Annotated in this window: 16 protein-coding genes; 7 read left to right on the top strand and 9 right to left on the bottom strand. The window is 44.4% G+C overall.

Features of this window, described 5'->3' with window-relative positions; translation table 11 throughout:
* Positions 1–125: 125 nt before the first annotated feature.
* A complete protein-coding gene (locus tag G7092_RS28785) occupies positions 126–1016 on the top strand; it encodes a helix-turn-helix domain-containing protein (protein WP_166095460.1) in 891 nt (296 codons plus the stop codon).
* 160 nt (positions 1017–1176) lie between these two features.
* Here the strand turns inward: G7092_RS28785 and serS are convergent, their stop codons facing one another.
* Positions 1177–2448, bottom strand: a complete 1272-nt coding sequence (gene serS / locus G7092_RS28780) for a serine--tRNA ligase (RefSeq protein WP_166095458.1) — start codon at positions 2446–2448, stop codon at positions 1177–1179.
* 150 nt (positions 2449–2598) lie between these two features.
* On the opposite strand from serS, the gene rsmI reads away from it, so the two are divergent.
* Positions 2599–3321: a 16S rRNA (cytidine(1402)-2'-O)-methyltransferase gene (rsmI, locus tag G7092_RS28775; protein WP_202985449.1), complete on the top strand. Its 723-nt coding sequence runs from the start codon at positions 2599–2601 to the stop codon at positions 3319–3321.
* A gap of 218 nt (positions 3322–3539) precedes the next feature.
* Complete coding sequence (gene lnt, locus G7092_RS28770; protein ID WP_166095453.1) at positions 3540–5168, top strand: apolipoprotein N-acyltransferase; 1629 nt, start codon at positions 3540–3542, stop codon at positions 5166–5168.
* Positions 5169–5592: 424 nt separating this feature from the next.
* Here lnt and G7092_RS28765 read toward each other — a convergent pair whose 3' ends face one another.
* The 6 genes from G7092_RS28765 to G7092_RS28740 form a co-directional block, all read right to left on the bottom strand.
* Complete coding sequence (locus tag G7092_RS28765; RefSeq protein WP_166095451.1) at positions 5593–6447, bottom strand: BadF/BadG/BcrA/BcrD ATPase family protein; 855 nt, start codon at positions 6445–6447, stop codon at positions 5593–5595.
* Positions 6444–6824 carry a response regulator gene (locus G7092_RS28760; protein WP_166095449.1) on the bottom strand — a complete coding sequence of 127 codons (381 nt, stop codon included), beginning with the start codon at positions 6822–6824 and terminating at the stop codon, positions 6444–6446. Before G7092_RS28760 ends, G7092_RS28765 begins: the two co-directional genes overlap by 4 nt.
* Before the next feature lie 66 nt (positions 6825–6890).
* Positions 6891–8207, bottom strand: coding sequence for a TolC family protein (locus G7092_RS28755; protein WP_166095447.1), 1317 nt, complete (start codon positions 8205–8207; stop codon positions 6891–6893).
* A 50-nt stretch (positions 8208–8257) separates the two neighbouring features.
* Positions 8258–11383 carry an efflux RND transporter permease subunit gene (locus tag G7092_RS28750; RefSeq protein WP_166095445.1) on the bottom strand — a complete coding sequence of 1042 codons (3126 nt, stop codon included), beginning with the start codon at positions 11381–11383 and terminating at the stop codon, positions 8258–8260.
* Positions 11384–11496: 113 nt separating this feature from the next.
* Positions 11497–12579, bottom strand: coding sequence for an efflux RND transporter periplasmic adaptor subunit (locus tag G7092_RS28745; protein WP_166095442.1), 1083 nt, complete (start codon positions 12577–12579; stop codon positions 11497–11499).
* 34 nt (positions 12580–12613) lie between these two features.
* Positions 12614–13048, bottom strand: a complete 435-nt coding sequence (locus G7092_RS28740; RefSeq protein ID WP_166095440.1) for a MarR family winged helix-turn-helix transcriptional regulator — start codon at positions 13046–13048, stop codon at positions 12614–12616.
* A gap of 306 nt (positions 13049–13354) precedes the next feature.
* Between G7092_RS28740 and G7092_RS28735 the strand changes: the two genes are divergently transcribed.
* Positions 13355–15157 (top strand): M61 family metallopeptidase, encoded by a 1803-nt coding sequence (locus G7092_RS28735; protein ID WP_235953964.1) that lies wholly within the window; start codon positions 13355–13357, stop codon positions 15155–15157.
* 441 nt (positions 15158–15598) lie between these two features.
* On the top strand, positions 15599–16924 hold the full coding sequence (locus G7092_RS28730) for an APC family permease (RefSeq protein WP_166095438.1): 1326 nt from the start codon (positions 15599–15601) through the stop codon (positions 16922–16924).
* A gap of 11 nt (positions 16925–16935) precedes the next feature.
* On the opposite strand, the gene G7092_RS28725 is transcribed toward G7092_RS28730, so the two are convergent.
* Positions 16936–17349 (bottom strand): hypothetical protein, encoded by a 414-nt coding sequence (locus tag G7092_RS28725; protein WP_166095435.1) that lies wholly within the window; start codon positions 17347–17349, stop codon positions 16936–16938.
* A gap of 388 nt (positions 17350–17737) precedes the next feature.
* On the bottom strand, positions 17738–19267 hold the full coding sequence (gltX, locus tag G7092_RS28720) for a glutamate--tRNA ligase (RefSeq protein WP_166095433.1): 1530 nt from the start codon (positions 19265–19267) through the stop codon (positions 17738–17740).
* A 181-nt stretch (positions 19268–19448) separates the two neighbouring features.
* On the opposite strand from gltX, the gene G7092_RS28715 reads away from it, so the two are divergent.
* Positions 19449–20669 carry a sensor histidine kinase gene (locus G7092_RS28715; protein ID WP_166095431.1) on the top strand — a complete coding sequence of 407 codons (1221 nt, stop codon included), beginning with the start codon at positions 19449–19451 and terminating at the stop codon, positions 20667–20669.
* Entirely contained in the window at positions 20647–21162 is a 516-nt protein-coding gene (locus tag G7092_RS28710) for a DinB family protein (protein WP_166095429.1), read from the top strand. Before G7092_RS28715 ends, G7092_RS28710 begins: the two co-directional genes overlap by 23 nt.
* The last annotated feature ends 52 nt before the right edge of the window (positions 21163–21214 follow it).

Here is a 21214-nt window from a genome sequence, read left to right as displayed (position 1 = left end):
GATATAAAAAGGTGTATATAATATAATTTATCTCATAGAGTAAGGATTTATAGAATAAGGAGCAAGAATCTTTTGAGGCGATAAAAAATCACTAATTCACTAAATCAATAATTCAGTAATTACCAATGCGCGCGCGGTTAAAAAAGTTGAGTACACCGGCTAATCAGTCGTTCAACCTGGAGCTTACCGGGCATTATCATTCGTATAACGAATTGCATTATCATCCAGAAATAGAGTTGATATATATTATAGAAGGGCATGGCGTATTGTTGGTTGGTGATAAAATCGAGCCTGTAGCCGCCGGTGATTTGCTGATGCTGGGCGGAAATCTGCCTCATTTATTCCGGTTTGACACCCATACTTTTGAATATCCTTTGCAAAAGCAGGGGAGGATAAAGCTGCCTGTACAATTACTTACATTACATTTTAATCCCGATATATTTGGTGCGCCGTTTCTCAGTTTGCCCGAAAATGAATACCTGCGTACGGTGATACGCCGGGCAGGGAACGTGCTTGCATTTCAGGGAGGTTTGCGTACGCGGTTAAAAGTTTTGTTAAACCAATTGCTTAACGCTGCTGCCAGCGAGCGGATACCCTTGCTGATGCAATTATTGGCTCCCATTGCCGCTGAAAAAGAATACCGATCCTTAAATCCGCAGATACAGCAGCATTCCTTTAATGCGGGTGATGAAACCCGGCTTACCAAAATTTACCTCTACACGCTTAATAATTTTCACCGGGTTATTACCTTAAAGGAAATATCGGCGGTTATTTATATGGTGCCTAATGCCTTCTGCCGGTACTTTAAATCGCGGGTGCAGAAAAGTTATTTTGACTTTTTGCTGGAGGTACGCGTGAATCATGCCTGCAAACTACTCAAAGAGACCGATTACAGCATTGTCATTATCAGTTACGAATCGGGTTTCTCCAATCTCTCCAATTTTAACCGGCATTTTAAAGCGATTACGGGGAAGAAGCCTTTGGCTGTTAGGAAGGAATTTCAGCAGTATTTGTAGACCTCATCCAACCTTTTACAAAGGAGAGGGCTTTAAAAACAAATATGTCATTGCGAGCGATAGCGTGGCAATCTCCTCGCGTTCATACATGCGAGGAGATTGCTTCGTCGTTCCTCCTCGCAATGACTTTGTTTTGCCTTAGAGTTACCAGAGAGTGGCTTTAATCAATCCACTCAAACTTGGTATACGGTACCAACGCTTCCGGTATCCGGATGCCTTTTTCGGTTTGGTTGTTTTCTAATAGGGTAGCCACAATACGAGGTAATGCTAACGCGCTGCCGTTGAGGGTGTGGGCCAGCTGGGTTTTACCTTCGGTATTTCGGAAACGCAGTTTAAGGCGATTGCTTTGGAAAGTTTCAAAGTTGGATACTGATGAAACTTCCAGCCAGCGTTGCTGTGCGGCGCTCCAGGTTTCCATATCATAGGTTAAGGCTGATGCAAAACCCATATCGCCGCCGCAAAGGCGCAATACGCGGTAGGGCAGACCTAGTTTTTGCAGCAGACCTTGTACATGAGCGCTCATCTGTTCCAAAACCTCGTATGAGCGGTCGGGTTGTACTATCTGTACAATTTCTACCTTATCAAACTGGTGCAAACGGTTCAGGCCGCGTACGTGTGCGCCATATGAACCCGCCTCACGACGGAAGCATGGTGTATGTCCGCAATTTTTTACCGGAAGGTCTTCGCCTTTCAATATCACATCGCGATACAGGTTGGTGATAGGCACTTCGGCGGTTGGTATCAGGAATAAATTGTCCACACCAACATGGTACATTTGCCCTTCCTTATCCGGCAGTTGTCCTGTCCCAAAGCCCGATGCTTCGTTTACCATCAGGGGTACGCTTACTTCGCTGTAGCCCGCTTTTTCGGCTTCGTCAATGAAGAAATTGATCAAAGCGCGTTGTAGTTTAGCTCCTTTGTTTTTATATACCGGGAAACCGGCGCCGGTGATTTTAACACCCAGTTCAAAATCAATTAGGTTGTATTTCGCGGCCAGTTCCCAATGCGGCAGGGCATCGGCGGGCAGTGATGGTTTAAAGCCGTTTTCCAACACCACTTCATTTTCCTCGGGGGTTAAACCTTTGGGTACGGAGCTGTGGGGCAGGTTTGGCAACAGCACTAGTTTTTGGTATAGTTCCTCTTCGATCAAAGCCAACTGTTCGCCCAGTTTTTTGATGTCATCTTTCCATGCGCCTGTTTTGGCTTTGATGGTTTCTGCTTCGTCTTTTTTACCCGCGCGCATCAGGTCGCCAATTTGTTTGGCGGCTGAATTGGCCTCGGCCGAAACGTTATCCATACTGGTTTGAGTTTGACGGCGTTTATCGTCTAACTGAATTATTTCATCAACCAGCTCGGCCTGTTTAAAATTTTTTACAGCCAAACGTTCTAAAACCTGTTCCCGGTTATCGCGGATATAACTAACTTGCAGCATTATTTTATTTTTAGGCAAAGATATAATTAGTTCATAGTTTATGGTTCATAGTTCATGGTTTTTCGTTTATGGTTCATAGTTGATTTGCAAAAACTATGAACTATTATCCATGAACCATGATCCCTAACCATGAACTATGAACCATCAACCATGAACGAAAAAGGTAAACTATACTTAGTACCCACCCCAATAGGCAACCTGGAGGATATTACCTTACGGGCCATACGTGTTTTGAAAGAGGCCGATTTGATATTGGCCGAGGATACGCGTACATCAGCGCCGCTGCTCAAACATTTTGATATTCATCAGAAAGTGTTTTCGCACCATCAGCATAATGAGCACCAATCATCCAACGAAATAGTAAAATTTTTGCTGGAAGGAAAAAATATCGCGCTGATATCAGATGCCGGAACACCAGCCATATCCGATCCGGGTTTTTACCTGGTGCGAGAGGCCCTGAAATTTGATATCGCGGTGGAATGTTTGCCCGGTGCCACGGCTTTTGTGCCAGCACTGGTGAATTCGGGTTTCCCTACAGATAAGTTTTGTTTTGAAGGATTTTTACCGCTGAAAAAAGGCAGGCAAACACGCTATAAATTCCTGGCTGCCGAGGAGCGTACGATCATACTATATGAATCGCCGCACCGTTTACTGAAAACATTGGACGAAATGGCCACTTATTTTGGGGCCGATCGCCAGTTATCCGTATCGCGCGAGCTCACCAAAATGTTCGAAGAAACCGTTCGCGGTACCGTAACCGAGGTAAAGCAATATTATGAAACACATCCCGCAAAAGGGGAGTTTGTGATCTGCGTAGCCGGGGCCGAAGCCAAAACATCAAAGAATAAATATAAAGACGACGAAGAGGATTAAAAAAGGTGGCCTGTCATCCTGAGCTTGTCGAAGGACGCACGCAGAGGCCTGCCCGCCATGCTTCGACAGGCTCAGCATCACAGCCCGGGAAAGTGAATAAAAATAAAAAACATGTCATTGCGAGGAGGAACGACGAAGCAATCTCCTCGTATACATAAACGCGAGGAGATTGCCACGCTATCGCTCGCAATGACATATTATAAATTAATATATTGTTGATGAAAAAAAACCTTCCTTTAGCCATACTTTCCGGATTATTATTGTGGATAGCGTGGCCGCCTACGCCTTATACTACCTTTTTGCTGTTTATTGGTTTTGTGCCGATGCTGCTGGCGATAGAAAACATTATCCAATCTACATCTGCAAAAAAAGGGAAGCAAATATTCACCTTAACCTTTATTGGTTTTTTTATCTGGAATACGGCCTCTGTTTACTGGGTGTACAACGCATTGAAGATGGTAGGTGAACTGGTGGCTATCCCCATTACGCTGATCCCATATTCGTTGGGGCCGCTGCTCATGGCTTTGGCCTGTTGGCTGTATTACCGTTTGCGACTGGTAACCAGTCGTGGCTGGGGTTTGGCCGGGTTGGTTTGCCTATGGATAGGCTACGAATACCTGCACCAGAGTTGGGATCTGAACTTTCCCTGGATGACTTTAGGCAACGGTTTCGCGGTGAGTCACCAGTGGATACAGTGGTACGAATATACAGGTGTTTATGGCGGCACCATTTGGGTATGGGCGGTAAACATACTGGCATTTTTGATCTACATAGGTCTGCGCGAAACGCAGGCAAAAAAGCTGCGCCTGAAACTGATCAGCGCGTTTGTGCTGGTGATTTTGCTGCCGATTAGCTTTTCGTTATATACCTATTACAACTATACCGAACAGAAAAATCCATCGAACGTAGTAGCGGTTCAGCCCAATATTGATCCTTATGCAAAAGAGAGTGATATCCCGGCCAACCTGCAGATCGATATCATGATCCACCTGTCGCGGAGTGTGGCCCAGCCCAATACCGAGTTTTTTTTATGGCCCGAAACGGCCATCCCGGAATATATGAACGAGGACGGGATCAACAATAATATTTACTTTAAACAGGCCCAATATTTTTTAAGGAAATACAAAAACAGCACCCTGATTACCGGCGGCGAAACTTACCGTTTGTATAATTCACGCGCTACCTCAACGGCCAGTCCAACGCAACAACCGGGTGTATTTGCCGATAATTTTAGTTCGGCCATAGCCATTGAAAACAGCGGGAATGTTCAGATCTATCATAAATCGCGGCTGGTACCAGGGGCCGAGTCCCTGCCTTTTGGCAATACCTTATCCTTCCTGAAACCGGTGTTTGAACACCTGGGCGGTGCTACAGGTGCTTATGGCGCTCAAGCCGACGCAGGCGTGTTTTACTCGCAAAGCGGTATCGGTGCCGATCCGGTGATCTGTTTCGAATCCATCTGGGGCGAATATGTGGCGCGCTCGGTGCAGAAAGGCGCGCAATTCATCGCGGTGATTACCAACGATGGCTGGTGGGAAAACACATCGGGTAAAGACCAACACCTGGATTATGCCAAGCTGAGGGCCATTGAAACCCGGCGCTGGGTGGCACGCTCAGCCAATACCGGCATCTCGGCTTTCATCAACCAACGCGGCGACATTGTACAGCAAACCAAATGGTGGACACAGGCTGCCATAAAACAGGATATCAATCTTAACTCCGAACTGACTTTTTATGTGGAGCATGGCGACTATTTGCCCAAAGCAGGTAGCTTTATTGCGGTTTTATTGATCGGGTTTGTGATGGTTAAGGGGAGGTTTAGGAAGAAGGCGGTGGCAGCGGTTTAAAACAGTTTTTTTAAAAAGTCTGTCATCCTGAGCGGAGCGAAGGATCTATTCACTGGTAGGTACGGCGTATACCCGCTCTTGGCCGCGGGAGGGCCAGTCACTTTTGTCGCCACAAAAGTAACCAAAAAGGCTGTCAGCAGAAATACTTCTTTGCGCTCATAGCCTTTGCCCTGCAAATCAGTCAGAACCAGGGCTGCAATTATTTTGCGCTACTTCGTTCCCTCAATCTGCGCTTCAGCAAAAACTTGCTATGCCCCGCATCCGCACACGTCCACCATTGTTCTGCCCGCTTTCGCCCGAAGCTTATCTGCTGACGAAAAAGGAAGAAAATAGCAAGTATATAATTGACGCAAGCTACTAATATGCCAATCCGTTTGATAGGTACCAATGAACTAATGAGCTATTGAACCAATGAACAAAGTTGCTACTCTTCGTTCCTCTTTAAAATAAAAGCCATCAGATCATTGATGGGCTGTTTGATTACTTTGCCGGTTTTAACACCATGTTGATGGCAAAGGGTGGTTAATTCTTCGGCAAAAAAATAGGCAATGGAGCCCACGAAGTGACACTTGTAACGGTGATATTCGGGGTATGATTTGATGTTGGTGTCAATAAATTCCAGTAAGCCCCGTTCCAATAATTCCTGTCCATAGGGGGTGGTTTTTATTTCGCTTACAAAACGCGAGAATGAGGCCAGGTAGGTATTGGCATTAGGTCGCTGATATACGTTTTTGATCACGATCTCTTTATTCAACCCGTATGCTTTATTAAATGCTTCATTGATATCGCCAGGCATATTGCCATACAGAAAATCGGTGATGAGGGCCTTCCCAAACCAGGTTCCTGAGCCTTCGTCGCCCAAAACAAAACCCAGGCCATGCTGGCCATCGTGTATGTTCTCTCCATCAAAATAAGAGATGTTTGATCCCGTACCCATTACACAGCAAATTCCTTTTTCGTACCCGCAGGTAGCATAGGCGCAACCCAGAAGATCACTGTCGACACTCACAAAAGCTTTGGTGAATAACTGACTGATAGCGTTGGAAACGATCTCATGCCTGTCTGGACTGGAGCAGCCGGCCCCGAAAAAATAGATTTCAGAAATATCTTGGGCATGTGCCACCATATTGGGCGCCTGGTCCTGTATTATTTTGGCTATTTCTTTTTCGGTTAAAAAGTATGGGTTTAATCCGGCGGTTTTGAATGATACTGGTTCCTGCTGTGGAAGGCTGAGCAGCCAGTCTGTTTTGGAAGATCCGCTATCGGCAACTAAGATCATGGACAAATTTCTTCGAGCGCTTTAATTGTTAATGGCTTATGTATAAATTGGGTAATATACTTGTTCCCTGACGATTCTTTCATATCTGTTGGGTCAAGAGAAGAAGAAAGCATAAATATTTTAATATCTTTTTTATCGATCAAAAGCTTATCGTATTCCTCTAAAAACTCAAACCCGCTCATTTGGGGCATACGGACATCTAAAAAGATAACATCGGGTTTTATAGTGGCCTCCCGGAGCAAAATAATGGCTTCGGCAGGCGATTGTCTTACAATGATCTGCTCTGCAAAGTTACTGTTTTCCAAAACCCTGCGCGTAACAAAGTTGTCGATGTAGTTATCATCAATCAACAGGCAGGTTTTGTAGGGGATTAACATCGTTCCAAAAATAGCTTTTTAAAGCAATTTAAGAAACATACCCTATAAATTAATACTTATTAGTACTTAATTAATATTAATACTGCTGGTGATTTGTTTTAAAGTAACTTCTGCAAGTTTTGATTGATACTGAGCAGCAAAGAACTTGGATTGTGCATCCAGGTAATTACGCTGGGCTTCTCTTATTTCTAAAGGCGTAATATTACCCAGCTTATATTTTTCTAATGATATATCCAGGTTCTTTTTAGCTATAGTTACGTTGGCTTGCCCCAGTTTAATCAGATCGAGCCCGGATAAGTAACTCACAAAAAAGTTATTGATTTGTGCCTCTACATTCAGCCGGATTTGCTTGGCGCTGATATTGGCATTGTCTATCTGGATTTTTGCATTCCTTTCCCGACGGTTCTGGTTAAAGCCGTTAAATATGTTGATGCTTGCGGTGAGACCGTAATTTAAGCCATGTACATTTTGCGACAGGGTAAAGCCGGCCGGTGTTTTACTATTGGAGAAGGTATAGCCCGAAGTTAAACCCACCTGCGGATACCGGGTTGAACGTACCTGCTTCAGGTTAATTTCGGCCAGGCGTTTGTTGATCTGTGCGGAAAGGATGGCCGGGTTTTGCAATTGTGCGCTGTTGATGATCTCGGCAAGGGTTAGTTTATCATCAATCAGGATGGTATCGGTTACGGCGAAATCGGTTTGCAGATCGCGGATCAGGAGTTGATTCAATTGTATCTTGATGGCCTTAAACTGCTGATATTGTGTTACCAGGTTGGCTGTATCGGTATTGAGGTTAACCTGTGCATTCAATACATCCAATCCCGAGGCGCGGCCAACTTTGTACTTGTCGTTAGCATACCGCAGTTGTGTACGCGAAATATCTATAGCCCCTTTGAGCGCTTTGATCTGCTCATTTTGGTTGATGAGATCATAGTAGGTAGTAATCACATTAGCAACCGTTGTTTGGATAGTATCCTTTAGCCGTATAGCGCTTAAAGTATCTATAGTTTTTAACTGATCATAATTGGCAAACATATTAAAGCCATCAAAAATGGTCCAGTTAAGGTTTACGCCATAGCTGTTGTTGGAGTTATGGGCATTAATATCATTCACCGTGCCGTCACTACGCGTTTGCTTGGTGTTTTGTCTGCTGTTGTTGGTAGCAAAATTGCCGGTAACCTGCGGTAAAACACCCGCGTTGCCCAGAGTAACATTGTTTGCCGCTATGGCAGAGTTATTTTGCGACAGCTTGATATTATAGTTGTTTTTAAGTGCTATCTCCACCGCCTCTTTCAGCGTAAGCAGTGGGGCATCCTGCGCCCAAGCCGTTATGCTGAAAATCAGGCTACAGAAAATTGAGAAAACTATTTTTCTGGTGATCATATTTTTTTTATTTGGGAATTTGGATGCCCGATCCCGGATTCATTATTTTATTAATTCTTTAATTCTGCAAATTCTGGTTCAGACTTCTCTGCTTCCGCATCTTCCGGTTCATGATCCGGGTCGCGGCGGGTTTTGGAGGCGAAGATCACATACATCAGCGGAATAATATAAAGGGTAAGCACCAGCGAAAACAACATGCCTCCCATAATGACAATACCCAATGATACACGGCTTTTGGCGCCCGCTCCCAGGGCAAACGCGATAGGAACAGAACCAAGCACAACCGCTAAGCTGGTCATTAATATGGGGCGTAAACGTGCTGTTGCGGCCTCAATGGCAGCTTCATACTTAGCCACGCCGTGTTCCATACGCTGGTTGGCAAATTCCACAATGAGGATACCGTTTTTGGTTACCAGCCCTACCAGGGTAATGATCCCGATTTCACTGAAAATATTAAGGGTTTGGTTAAACAGCCACAGCGATAAAAACGCGCCCGAAATAGCCAGCGGTACCGTGAGCATCACAATAAACGGGTCCATAAAACTCTCAAACTGTGCCGCCAGTACCAGGTATATGAGCAAGAGGGCAAAGCCAAAAGCGAACAGGATGTTTGATGATCCCTCGGCATAATCCCGGGATGGGCCGCTCAGGGCGGTACTGAAGGTATCGTCCAGTATTTCTTTAGAGATACGGTCCATCTCCTTAATGCCATCGCCAACGGTACGACCAGGCGCTAAACCAGCGGATACCGTGGCTGATTTATACCGGTTAAAGTGATAAATAGCCGGAGGGGTGGCGCCTTCGGTAACTGTTACTACGTTATCCAGCTGTACCAGGCCGCCTTTGGTGCTGCGCAGGTAAACAGATTTCAGATCGAGCGGCTGATCGCGGTTGGCCCGATCTACCTGGGCAACTACCTGATATTGCTTGCCATTGATGAGGAAGTAAGCCAGGCGGCCCGCGCTATAATACAATTGCAGGGTTTGGGCTATGTCATCAACCGATACCCCCAGGTCGCGCGCGCGGTCCCTGTCGGTTATTACCCTTAGCTCGGGTTTGGTAAATTTCAGGTTTACGTCGGTACCCTGAAAAACGGGGCTTTTAGATACCTCGGCAAAGAATTTGGGCAAGGCCGCGCGTATTTTTTCGAAATCCTGGTTTTGGATCACGTATTGTACGGGCAACGAAGTACGGGCCCCGCTACCACCACCGCTGATGGTTTGCTCCTGTATCACGTTGGCGCGGGCATCGGGCATTTTGCTCAACTTTTTGCTGAGCCAGTCGGCCAGTTGCTGCTGGGTTCGTTCGCGCTCATCGGGATTAACCAGACCGATACGGCCAAAACCGGTATTGGATGCGCCGCCGCCAAAAGATGGCGAAACGATCTCGAAATTAACCTTGGCCTCCGGAACGGAATCCTCCACCATTTGCGATACCTTGTCCATATATTTGGTCATGTACTCGTAAGTGGCGCCTTCAGATCCGGTAACGCTGTAACGCAACAAACTGCGGTCATCCAGCGGAGCCAGCTCAGATGGGATGACCCGTACCAAAACACCAATAATAATGAGCGATACCGCCAGGATCACGAAAGATACCCAGCGTACTTTCATAAACTTAACCAAAGTTTGAGTATAGGAGTTGGTCATGTTCACAAAGAAAGGCTCTGTACGCTCGTAAAACTTTGATTTTTTGTTGCTCTTGCGGATCAGCTTAACATTCAGCATAGGGGTTAACGACAGGGACACAAATGCCGATATCAATACCGCGCCGGCCACCACTACCGCAAACTCGCGGAACAAACGGCCGGTAAAGCCCTGTAAAAACACAATGGGTAAAAACACTGCGGCCAGCGTAACCGAGGTAGATACTACCGCAAAAAAGATCTCGGCCGAACCTTCAAAGGCTGCCTTGCGGATGGCCATTCCGGCTTCTACCTTTTTGTAGATGTTCTCGGTTACCACAATCCCGTCATCCACCACCAGGCCCGTGGCCAGTACAATGCCCAGCAGAGTTAATATATTGATGGAGAAACCAAAAACATACATGATGAAAAAGGCGCCGATCAATGATACCGGGATATCAATGAGTGGGCGGAATGCGATAAGCCAATCGCGGAAAAAGAGGTAAATGATGATCACCACCAGCACAAAGGATACAATGAGCGTTTCCTGCACTTCGGATATCGACTGGTTGATGAAGCGGGTATTATCCAGCGCCACATTTACTTTAATATCCGGTGGTAGATCTTTTTTGATCTGATCCAGACGTTTATAAAAATCTTTGGCTATCTGCACGTAATTGGCACCCGGCTGCGGCACAATAGCCAAACCGATCATCGGCACGCCCGATTCCTTAAAAATAGTTTCCTCGTTGGCCGATCCTAAAACGGCATAACCCACATCGCGCAAACGCACCACCCGGTTACTGTCCGATCGGATAATGAGATCGTTAAAATCTTTTTCTGTTGAAAGTTTTCCCAGCGCCCTGATGGTCACCTCGGTATTATTACCTTCAATTTTACCGGCAGGCAGCTCCACATTTTCTTTGGATAATGCCGCACCAATATCGGTTGCGGTAACGCCTTGTGCGGTTAACTTATTTGGGTCTATCCATAAACGCATGGCGTACTGGCGCTGACCCTGTATGTTAATGGTACTTACACCAGGAATAGTTTGCAGACCTTCCTGCAATACGTTTTCGGCATAATCATCCAGCTGGTTAATATTACGGGTATCACTCTGCACTTCCAGGGTAATAATCTGGTCGGCGCTGGCATCGGCCTTGGTAACAACCGGCGGCGCGTCAATATCCTGTGGTAACTGGCGCTGTGCCTGGCCTACTTTATCGCGCACGTCGTTCGCGGCGGTTTCCAGATCGGCATCCAGATCAAATTCCACCGTAATGTTGCTGGAACCCACCGAGCTGGTCGACGACAGGTTGCGGATGCCCGGAACGCCATTGATAGCCTTTTCCAATGGCTCGGTGATCTGCGACTCAATTACATCGGCATTGGCACCCGCATAACTGGTAGATACCGAAATGATAGGCGGATCGACCGAAGGAAAATCCCGTACCCCTAAAAATTTATAACCAATAATACCGAACACCACAATGGCTACCGACATTACCGTGGCCAATACCGGCCGCTTTATACTGACTGAGGATAAACTCATAGCTTTTTTTTGATTAAGTATCAAGTAGCTAGTATCAAGTATCAAGATATTTAAACAGTTAGATAATTATATGGCTGTCTTGATACTTGATACTAGCATCTCGATACTAAGGTTTATTTTATCACTTTAGCAATTTTCAAAGGAACCTTCGGTCGCATTTGTATAATGCCCGATACCACTACGCTATCGCCAGGCTTCAGGCCGTCTATAATCTGTATTTTGGTATCGGTACGCATATCGGTTTTTACCGGTTTGCTTTCCGCAACACCATTATGGTAAACATAAACCAGGTTGCTTTTCAGGTCGGGAATAACGGCCTGGGTGGGCAGCAAAATGGTTTTAGGTATCTGATCAAGCGTTAAATTAATTTTAGCAAATCCGCCGGCTGTAAGCAAGCCTTTTGGGTTGGGCGCTTTGGCCCGTACGGTAAGCGTGCGCGAATTCACGTCAATAGCGGGGTCAATAGCATATACGGTAGCCGTAAAATTTTCCCTCGAGCTGGCGGTGGTAAATTTGATCTTGCTGCCCGGGCCAATGATAGAAAGGTATCTTTCCGGAACGGAGAATGTGATCTTCGCCGGATCGATATTCACCAGCTGCGCGATGGATGTTTGCGGCGACAGGTAACCACCCGGGCTCACATTCCGTAAGCCGATAGTGCCCGAAAACGGTGCCCTGATCTCGGTGCGGGTTATTTGCGCTTTGATCATATCGCCCTGCGCTTTCAGGGAGTTCAGAGATGTTAAAGAGGTATCATATTCCTGTTGGCTGATGGCCTCTTTTTCTAACAATACTTTGTTGCGGTATTCATTTTGTTTAGCCAGGGCCACCTGGTAGTTTACCTGTTTAAGCGATGCTTCCAGGTCCTGGTTATAAACTTTAACCAGTAACTGTCCTTTTTGCACCTTGCTGCCTTCGGTAAAATAGATTCCGGTTATGTTGCCTGCGGTTTGGCTTACCAGGTTTACCTTTTCATTGGCATCAATGGAGCCGGTTACATCTATAATATTGTTGATAGCGGTATCCTTTACAATCATAATGTTAACGGAAACAGGACCGTTCTTTTTTTTGCCGCCTTTGCCCCCGGCAGCTATAGCAGCAGCAGATTCCTTGGCGCTTTTGCTAAAGAATTTGTTGTAAATTAGGTAAGCAACTAGCAAAGCCAGCGCGGTGTAAATGATATACCTTGTTCTCATATTAAATGAATCATTTTTGTGATTTAGTTTTTAATCAGGTTGTTGTTAGCGGGTTGATGTTGTTTTGCATGCGCAGTAATACGCTCTCAAATATTTTCATATCAGCCTCCGGGATACCTCTGGTGATATCGGCATTAATGCTTTTAAAGGTGGCCACAATATGCGGCACAGCGCGCTTGGCCTTTTCGGTAACTTTCAACAATTGTTCGCGACGGTCGTTCGGGTTATTTTCCCGGTAAACAAAGCCTTTGGCACTGAGTAGATTGATAATGTTTACAATAGCCGATTTATCCTTGCCTAGTAATTCGGCCAATGCTTTTTGAGATAATTGCCCGTCATGGTAGTAAATGAGCGATAGCACATAGTGATACCGGTTTACGTCCAGGTGTTCTGTACTTTTAGCGAGCAGGCTTTGGTACAATTTACCCAAACGTATCAGTTTGCGGGATATGGGTTCAATTAACGGCATTATAAGGTGACGCAAACTTAAACGGTATACAGTATAAATAGTTGTATGTATCAACCATTTTACAAGGTTAATTTTAGGTTAATGAATGGGGTGGGGTAGTGTTTACAAATGAGCGCTAGTAGGAGAATCTTAGCTTGCAAATAAATTATGTCATTGCGAGCGCAGCGTGGCAATCTCGTCGCGTTCATCTACATGCGACGAGATTGCTTCGTCGTTCCTCCTCGCAATGACATACATAAAATAAATCGATGTCATCGAGAGTCGATTCACCAATTTTTTGCATACATAATTTTTTTAACTTGCGCCATGAAACCATTTAAACATATCATTACTTTTTTATTAATCATATCTTATATGAGTCCATCTATCAGTGAAGCTCAAACTACGGCCAATATATCTTATACCGTGTCTTTCCCCGAGGCACAGGCGCACTATGCTGATATCGAAATGCATATTTCGGGCCTAAAACAAAACACGCTCGACTTGAAAATGCCCGTATGGACACCCGGCTCGTACCTGGTGCGGGAGTTTGCCAAAAACATCGAAGCTTTTAGCGCGGATGCCGGTGGAAAAACGGTGCCATCGCCCAAAATCAATAAAAACACCTGGCGTATCGATACCAAAGGCGTATCAACCGTAAATATTAAATACCGGGTTTATGCTAATGAAATTTCGGTGCGTACCAGTTATATCGATGTTACGCACGGTTTCCTGTCAACCTCGGGCATCTTTATTTACCCGGCAAACATGCTGCATCAGCCGTCAACCATCCATATTAAACCTTATAAAGACTGGGCCAAGGTTTCAACCAGTCTGGAAATGGTGAATAATGATCCCTTTACCCGTGTATCGCCCAATTATGATATCCTTTTTGATTCGCCTATTGAGGTGGGTAACCAGGATGTTTTTGGCTTTGATGCATCGGGTGTAAAATATGAGGTTTGTATGTACGGAGGTGGTAATTATGATAAAGAACGCCTGAAAAAAGATCTGCATAGCATAGTGGAGCAGGAAGTAGCTATTTATGGCGAAAACCCCAACAAGCATTATGTTTTCATCGTTCACAACCATTTACGTGGCGGCGGTGGCCTGGAGCATTTAAGCTCTACGGTTTTAGGCGCTTCGCGCGATAACTATGCAACAGAAAAAGGTTACCAGAACTTTTTAGGTCTGGCGGCGCATGAGCATTTCCATTTATGGAATGTAAAACGCCTGCGCCCGATTGTATTGGGTCCGTTTGATTATGATAACGAAAACTACACCACCAATTTATGGATAGCCGAAGGCTTTACCGAATATTACCAGGAAATAGCGGTTCGGCGTACCAATCTGTATTCGCCGGAAAACTACCTGGATGTATTGGCCGGAGAGTTTAATATACTGGAAAACCTGCCGGGCAAAAATGTGCAGACGGTGGCCGAATCGAGCTTCGACGCCTGGATAAAAGCATACCGTCCGAACGAAAATTCCAACAATACAACCATTTCCTACTACAACAAAGGCGCTATCATTGGCATGATGCTCGATCTCGAGATCATCAACAGTAGCAACGGTAAATACTCGCTGGATAATGTAATGAGGTATATGTATACCGAATATTATAAAACCAAAAAACGCGGCTATACCGATGCGGAGTTTAAACAGGGCTTTGAAAAATTTGCCGGTAAAAAACTGGATGATTTCTACAAAAAATATATCAATGGCCTAACCCCGGTTGACTATAACAAATACCTGGGCTATGCCGGCTATAAAATAAGCGACGATCTGGCCAATAATAACGACCCGGCATTGGGTGTTGCTACCGCAGCTACTGCCAATAAAAAACTAATTGTAACCAGCGTTACCCGCGGAACAGCGGCCTATATAGATGGCATTAATGTGAATGATGAACTGGTAGCTATAGATGATACCCCGGTTACCGATGCGGCAGCTATGTTGAATGGTAAAAAAGTGGGTGATAAAATAAAAGTGGATGTTATCCGCGATGGACTGCCACTTACGCTGCAGGTTACTTTATTAAAAAATGCACGCGTTAAATACAAAATTGTACCTGCAGGTAACGAAACAGCACAGCAACTGCTGGTACGTAAAAAATGGCTGAGTTTGTAATAGGTCTTAACTGGAATTTATGGAATTTAAGAATTTCCAGAATTTGACTTATCATTCGAACAATTCTTAAATTCCATAAATTCTGATCCAGACAACCAAAATAATTTCGTATATTTAAGTGAATAAACACCGTGGCCCTGCTTACTTGAAAAATGTAAGCAGGGCCATTTGTTTAAGGAGGTAAAAGAGTAAAAAAGCAGGCTGTTTTTTGCTTAGTTCATTGAATGCCAATCGTGTAGATCTTTTTAAATCAAATAAATCGTGTCGAAAATTTGTTAAAAAGTGTTAAAATCGATGGTTTTGATTCAGTTTTGAAAGGTTTTTGATGCGATTTTGCCCGCTTTTCACGTCGAAAAGTGTTAAAATTGAGCTTTAAAAAGTATTTTAAAAATATACGCTGTTTGATTTTTGTAATAAAGCTGAATTATATTTTTGTAACCTATGCCATCTGCCGCAGCCTTAAAAAAAATCAGACCTATACAGCTCGTCGCTGTCATCTTTTTTACCGTATCCGGCGGGCCCTATGGCCTGGAGCCACTGTTGAGTTATGCTGGTGATCATGGTGTCTTTTTGGTATTGTTAATAACCCCCTTACTTTGGGATGTACCGGCTATATTCACCGTACTGGAACTGAATAGCATGATGCCTGTCACCGGTGGCTATTATAAATGGGTTAAATATACCCTGGGCACCCGCTGGGGCTTCTACGAGGGCTGGTGGACCTGGCTCTACACCTTTGTTGATCTGGCTATATATCCTGTGTTGTTTGTGCAATACGCGGCTTTCTTTTTTCCGGTATTACAGCATTACCAGGTGCCGGTATGTTTGCTCATTATTTGGGCATCAGCAGGGTTAAATATATTGGGTATTGTGCCCGTGGGTAAAGTATCGTTGTTTTTGAGCGCGGCTGTACTGGCGCCGGTTATTGTTTTAATTGTGCTGGCCTTTTATCATCATACCGGCAGCCTGGGTATACCCTCGCCTTCATTAAAGGGCATTACTTTCCCGTCACTTGGGATGGCTTTATATACCATCATGTGGAACTGCCTGGGCTGGGATAATATCACCACCTATGCCGAAGAGGTTGAAAAACCGGTACGGTCATACCTGGTATCCATGATCATTGCCTTTATACTGGTAATAGTGGTTTATTTTTTTATCATTTGGGTAGCACAGCTATCGGGTATTAACCATGATACATTAACCAATGATGGTTTCCCGGCATTAGGGGTACTGATTGCTGGCAGGTGGTTGGGAATTGCTATAGCAGCAGGTGGAATGGCCAGTACATTGGGTATGTACGCTGCTGTATTGTTATCGGTATCGAGGGTGCCGCAGGTAATGTCTGAAGATCATTTGCTACCAGCAGGGTTAAATAAGCTTCATAGTCGTTTTAAAACGCCCTATATATCCATCATCATTTGTTCACTGGTGGTTAGCTTTATGGTACTATGGACCTTTGCCGATTTGTTAATTATTGATGTAACGGTTTACGGAGCCGGCTTATCCCTGGAATATATAGCGCTGGTTAAGCTCAGGCTAAAAGAGCCGCTTAAAACCAGGCCATTCAAGATCCCGTTAAGTGTTACCGGGCTTTGCCTGGTGCTGATTTTTCCTTTTCTGGTTTACGCTGTAGCTTTGGGTGGTGCGCTATCATCAACTCCCGAAGCACTTAAAGCGGCAGTATTTGCGGTAGCGGCATTACTAAGTGCCGAAGTGGCCTGGCGCATTATTTTGATAAGCAGGCCTCATCTAAAAACAAGTTGATCAGGATCGATTTAGTTTGAAGCTTTGGCTAACCTGTTAATAATGGGTGCCTCGAAAATAGCCGATAAAACGCCCGGCATATTTTTACTTTCTGCTGGTTTTTTGAAGTCATCGGGATAAAAGATGGCATCAACCCCAAGCGCTTTTAACAGGCTATCCGTTTTGGTATGGGCCTTGTTTTTATAGCAGTATATTTTTATTCTGTTGTATGCGGGATTGGTGCTCATGCGGCGCAATATTTTTTCCATGTCCTTAGCCAGATGGTCATACTCAAATATTACTACGTTTGGTTTGATTTCATGTATGGTTGGGAAAATGCTGTTTACCGAGGAGACATGCTTCAACATTTTGTTGTTGGACAGAAATTCAGCCGAAAAAGTATCAGCAGCAACCAATAGTACATTTTTAGATCGTATGCGGATCATAACCAATTAATTAAGGGGGCTCATAAAATTAGATTTTAAATATCATTTCTACAAAATATTATCGACAATTCTAATAATATTGATACAAAAAAAGCATAATTGATATAGCTGTTAAAATTCTGACAATCAGTATTTTCTAATATAATAAATAAATTTCGTTGAAAGTAAAATGGACACAATAAGCCTGCTGGCTGTCAAGTGGTAAAGTATTATTTTTTTTTGACCTTATTACGATAACCGGAGTTGGTTTGTTTCGCTGTTTTTAAGATATCATTATGCAGGCAAGCGCCTCTTAATGCACTCATGAAAACTTAACAAAACAGCCATTGCCTGGGCGGGCAATGGCTGTAAAAGATTATATTAATGTGGTTACAAAGCCAGCATATTGTTAAGCCTGGCTGCTGAATGCTTCTAATGCTTTCGCTATCCGGCTGATGGTTTCTTGTCTGCCCAGTAATGCAGCTATATCAAACACGTGCGGGCCAAACTTGCCCCCAACCAGCATAATGCGAAAAGGCAGCATAACATCACCTGCTTTTAGGGCTTTTTCGTCCATTAGAGCTTTAAAAGCCTCTTCAAAGCGGTGGGCCTCTAAAGCGGTCTGATCGCTGTTTAATAAAGCGGTAAGTGCGTTAAAGAAGTCGGTTTTGGCATCGGTCCACTTGGGTTTTACCGCATTCAGATCATACTCTTTGGGTTGTTCAAAAAAGTATCCCGCTTGCTGATAAAAATCGGGCAGTAAAACGCAGCGGTCTTTGATGAGGTTGATTACGGTTAACAGGTAATCTTCATCAGTAATCGTAATCCCTTTTTCTTCTAAAACAGCTTTTACTTTAGGCTTTAGGCTTTCAGCATTCAGCCTTTTGATCCATTCGGCATTGAACCATTTGGCTTTTTCAAAATCAAATTTGGCACCGGCTTTACTTACGCGTTCTAATGAGAATTTTTCGATCAGCTCATCCAGTGTAAATAATTCCTGGTCGGTACCATCATTCCAGCCCAGAGTAGCCAATAAGTTTAAAAAGGCTTCGGGCAAAAAGCCCAGCTCGCGGAACCCTGGTGTAAGTTCGCCTGTTTTGGCATCAAACCAGCTCATAGCATACACCGGGAAGCCTAAGCGGGCACCATCGCGTTTGCTGAGCTTGCCATGGCCATCGGGTTTTAATATTAGCGGAAGATGTGCCCATTGCGGCATATCGGCTTTCCAGCCCAGGTAATCCCATAACAGCAAATGCACGGGGGCCGATGGCAACCATTCTTCACCACGGAAAGCGTGCGAAATTTTCATCAGGTAATCATCAACCACCACCGCCAAATGATAAGTGGGCATACCGTCGGCTTTTAACAATACTTTATCATCAACCTGGTTGGTTTCAAAACTTACGTGCCCGCGAATCATGTCATGAAAGCTGATGGTTTCATCAGCAGGCATTTTTATGCGGATCACATGTGGCGTACCGGCATCCAGCAAGGCATCAACCTCGTGCTGAGGCAATGAAAGTGAATTGCGTAAGCTATCGCGATAAGCCTGTCCATATTGAAAATTAGGGATCTCCTTGCGGTTTTTATCCAGCTCTTCGGCTGTATCAAACGCGTAGTAGGCGTGGCCCTGCATTACCAGGCGTTCGGCATATTCACGGTAAAGCGCCTTGCGCTCGCTTTGACGATAGGGGGTATAAGGGCCGCCAACCACCGGACTTTCGTCGGGCTGCAAACCGCACCATTTCAAACAATCTAAAATATATTCTTCGGCACCTTCTACATAACGGGTTTGGTCGGTGTCTTCAATTCTTAAAACAAAATCGCCATGGTGTTTTTTGGCGAATAAATAGTTGAACAATACGGTACGTACGCCACCCAGATGCAAACCACCCGTTGGACTTGGCGCAAAACGAACTCTTACTTTTTTATCGGTCATGATGGGGCAAAGATAATTTTATTACCGGGAAGTTTGAAAATGCATATGGTTCATAGATCATAGTTCATGGTTTTTGACGTGAATTAAACATATCGGGGCTATGAACTATGATCTATGAGCCATCGGCTAACAAAAATTATATATTCCAAATCAATTTTACGTTATTTGGACTGTGCCCAGTATGAACCCATACCAACAAAAAAAGCGCTGGAAATATTTTCTGCTTGCGTTTGCCGTAGTTATTGCCTTTGGCTCTCTATTTTATACCCGCTATCTGGTTAAAAACATAGCCCGGTCTGAGCGTACGCGCGCGCAGGTTTGGGCCATGAGCATGAGGCAGTTATTTAATTCGGACGATGATGACTTTTTGCAGTTTACAACCGGTGTGCGTGATAGTTTAACTGTGCCGGCCATTGTTGTGGATGAAAAGGGTGATATTAAATACAGCCGGGGATTAGATACTACCAAAGTCTTTGTAAAACTCCAGGCGGAAGGAAGTAAGACAAAGAAATACGATCCGGAATATTTTAAGTCGGAGCTGGATTACATGAAAAAACAACACGCGCCTATTAATATGAAGCTGAAAATGCTGGGTGAGCAGTGGTTTGTTTATTATAAAGATTCGCCTTTATTGCAACAATTACGCTTGTTTCCTTATGTTCAGCTTACGGTGATCGCAATATTTTTGCTGATGGCTTATACGGCATTCAGCTCGTCGCGCAAATCGGAGCAGGATCAGGTTTGGGTAGGTTTGGCCAAAGAAACAGCGCATCAGTTGGGTACGCCCATATCATCATTAATGGCCTGGATTGAGTTGATGAAGGAAAAGTTTAATGCCGAAGGTGATACCCTGATAGCCGAAATGGAGAACGACGTTCAGCGCCTGGAGATTGTGGCCGATCGCTTTTCGAAAATAGGATCAAAGCCGGTATTGGAAGAACATGCCGTTTATGCCGTGGTTAAAGATTTTGTTGATTATTTTAAAGTGAGGGTAAGTAAGAATATCAGCTTTGAAATGACCGGTAATCCACATCTCAAAGCCGGACTTAATATCCCTTTGTTTGATTGGGTATTGGAGAACTTACTAAAAAACGCGGTGAACGCTATTGACGGTAAGGGAAGCATCCATATAGAAATAGGTGGCAACAAAGTAAAGAATCAGGTTTTTATTGACGTAACGGATACCGGTAAAGGGATACAACGTTCCAAATTTGACACAGTTTTTCAACCGGGTTATACCACAAGAAAACGTGGCTGGGGGTTGGGCTTATCGTTAACCAAACGTATGATAGAGAATTACCATAATGGGCAGATTTTTGTAAAAGACTCCGAAATAGGTAAAGGAACAACATTTAGGATCGTATTAAAAAACACACGTCATGATAAGCAAGCCATCTCCTGAAGAATATTCGGCATTTGCCGCCGGGTATGTAAGCCTGGTGCCAGATACCCATGTTATTGAATTATTGGAACGCTTAATGGAATCAAGCTATCAGCTGTTTAGTAAGTTAACGGATGAACAGGCCGCCTATACCTACGCTCCCGGTAAATGGACAGTGAAACAGGTGCTTGGCCATATGATAGATACCGAACGTACGTTTGCTTACCGCGCGCTTGTTTTTTCGAGAAACCATGTTGAACTGCCTGGTTTTGATCAGGACGTATATGTCAATAACACTGATTTTAATGCCCAAAGCATACAGGATCTGGCTGCGGAGTTTAAAGCCACCCGGTTATCCAATATTTATATGGTTAAGGCATTTAGCGAAGAACAGTTGCTGCGTACGGGTATTGCCAGTAACCACCTGTTTTCGGTAAGGGCATTTGTTTATATGATGGCCGGGCATGAATTGCATCACTTAAAGGGTTTAAGTGAGTGTTATCGGGTATCATAAATGAAAAACCACGCGTCATTGCGAGGAACGAAGCAATCCCTAACTTTACAGA

Origin of the sequence: Mucilaginibacter inviolabilis (genome assembly GCF_011089895.1) — a bacterium.
In the GTDB taxonomy this organism is placed as follows: domain Bacteria; phylum Bacteroidota; class Bacteroidia; order Sphingobacteriales; family Sphingobacteriaceae; genus Mucilaginibacter; species Mucilaginibacter inviolabilis.
Note: the sequence above shows the minus strand (reverse complement) of the source record. Positions and strands in the feature narration are given on the sequence as shown.

Bases quoted from the DNA above. Each gene is read 5' to 3' on its own strand.
- G7092_RS28785 (WP_166095460.1), top strand. From the start codon at position 126: ATGCGCGCGCGGTTAAAAAAGTTGAGTACACCGGCTAATCAGTCGTTC.
- serS (WP_166095458.1), bottom strand. From the start codon at position 2,448: ATGCTGCAAGTTAGTTATATCCGCGATAACCGGGAACAGGTTTTAGAA.
- rsmI (WP_202985449.1), top strand. From the start codon at position 2,599: ATGAACGAAAAAGGTAAACTATACTTAGTACCCACCCCAATAGGCAAC.
- lnt (WP_166095453.1), top strand. From the start codon at position 3,540: ATGAAAAAAAACCTTCCTTTAGCCATACTTTCCGGATTATTATTGTGG.
- G7092_RS28765 (WP_166095451.1), bottom strand. From the start codon at position 6,447: ATGATCTTAGTTGCCGATAGCGGATCTTCCAAAACAGACTGGCTGCTC.
- G7092_RS28760 (WP_166095449.1), bottom strand. From the start codon at position 6,824: ATGTTAATCCCCTACAAAACCTGCCTGTTGATTGATGATAACTACATC.
- G7092_RS28755 (WP_166095447.1), bottom strand. From the start codon at position 8,207: ATGATCACCAGAAAAATAGTTTTCTCAATTTTCTGTAGCCTGATTTTC.
- G7092_RS28750 (WP_166095445.1), bottom strand. From the start codon at position 11,383: ATGAGTTTATCCTCAGTCAGTATAAAGCGGCCGGTATTGGCCACGGTA.
- G7092_RS28745 (WP_166095442.1), bottom strand. From the start codon at position 12,579: ATGAGAACAAGGTATATCATTTACACCGCGCTGGCTTTGCTAGTTGCT.
- G7092_RS28740 (WP_166095440.1), bottom strand. From the start codon at position 13,048: ATGCCGTTAATTGAACCCATATCCCGCAAACTGATACGTTTGGGTAAA.
- G7092_RS28735 (WP_235953964.1), top strand. From the start codon at position 13,355: ATGAAACCATTTAAACATATCATTACTTTTTTATTAATCATATCTTAT.
- G7092_RS28730 (WP_166095438.1), top strand. From the start codon at position 15,599: ATGCCATCTGCCGCAGCCTTAAAAAAAATCAGACCTATACAGCTCGTC.
- G7092_RS28725 (WP_166095435.1), bottom strand. From the start codon at position 17,349: ATGATCCGCATACGATCTAAAAATGTACTATTGGTTGCTGCTGATACT.
- gltX (WP_166095433.1), bottom strand. From the start codon at position 19,267: ATGACCGATAAAAAAGTAAGAGTTCGTTTTGCGCCAAGTCCAACGGGT.
- G7092_RS28715 (WP_166095431.1), top strand. From the start codon at position 19,449: ATGAACCCATACCAACAAAAAAAGCGCTGGAAATATTTTCTGCTTGCG.
- G7092_RS28710 (WP_166095429.1), top strand. From the start codon at position 20,647: ATGATAAGCAAGCCATCTCCTGAAGAATATTCGGCATTTGCCGCCGGG.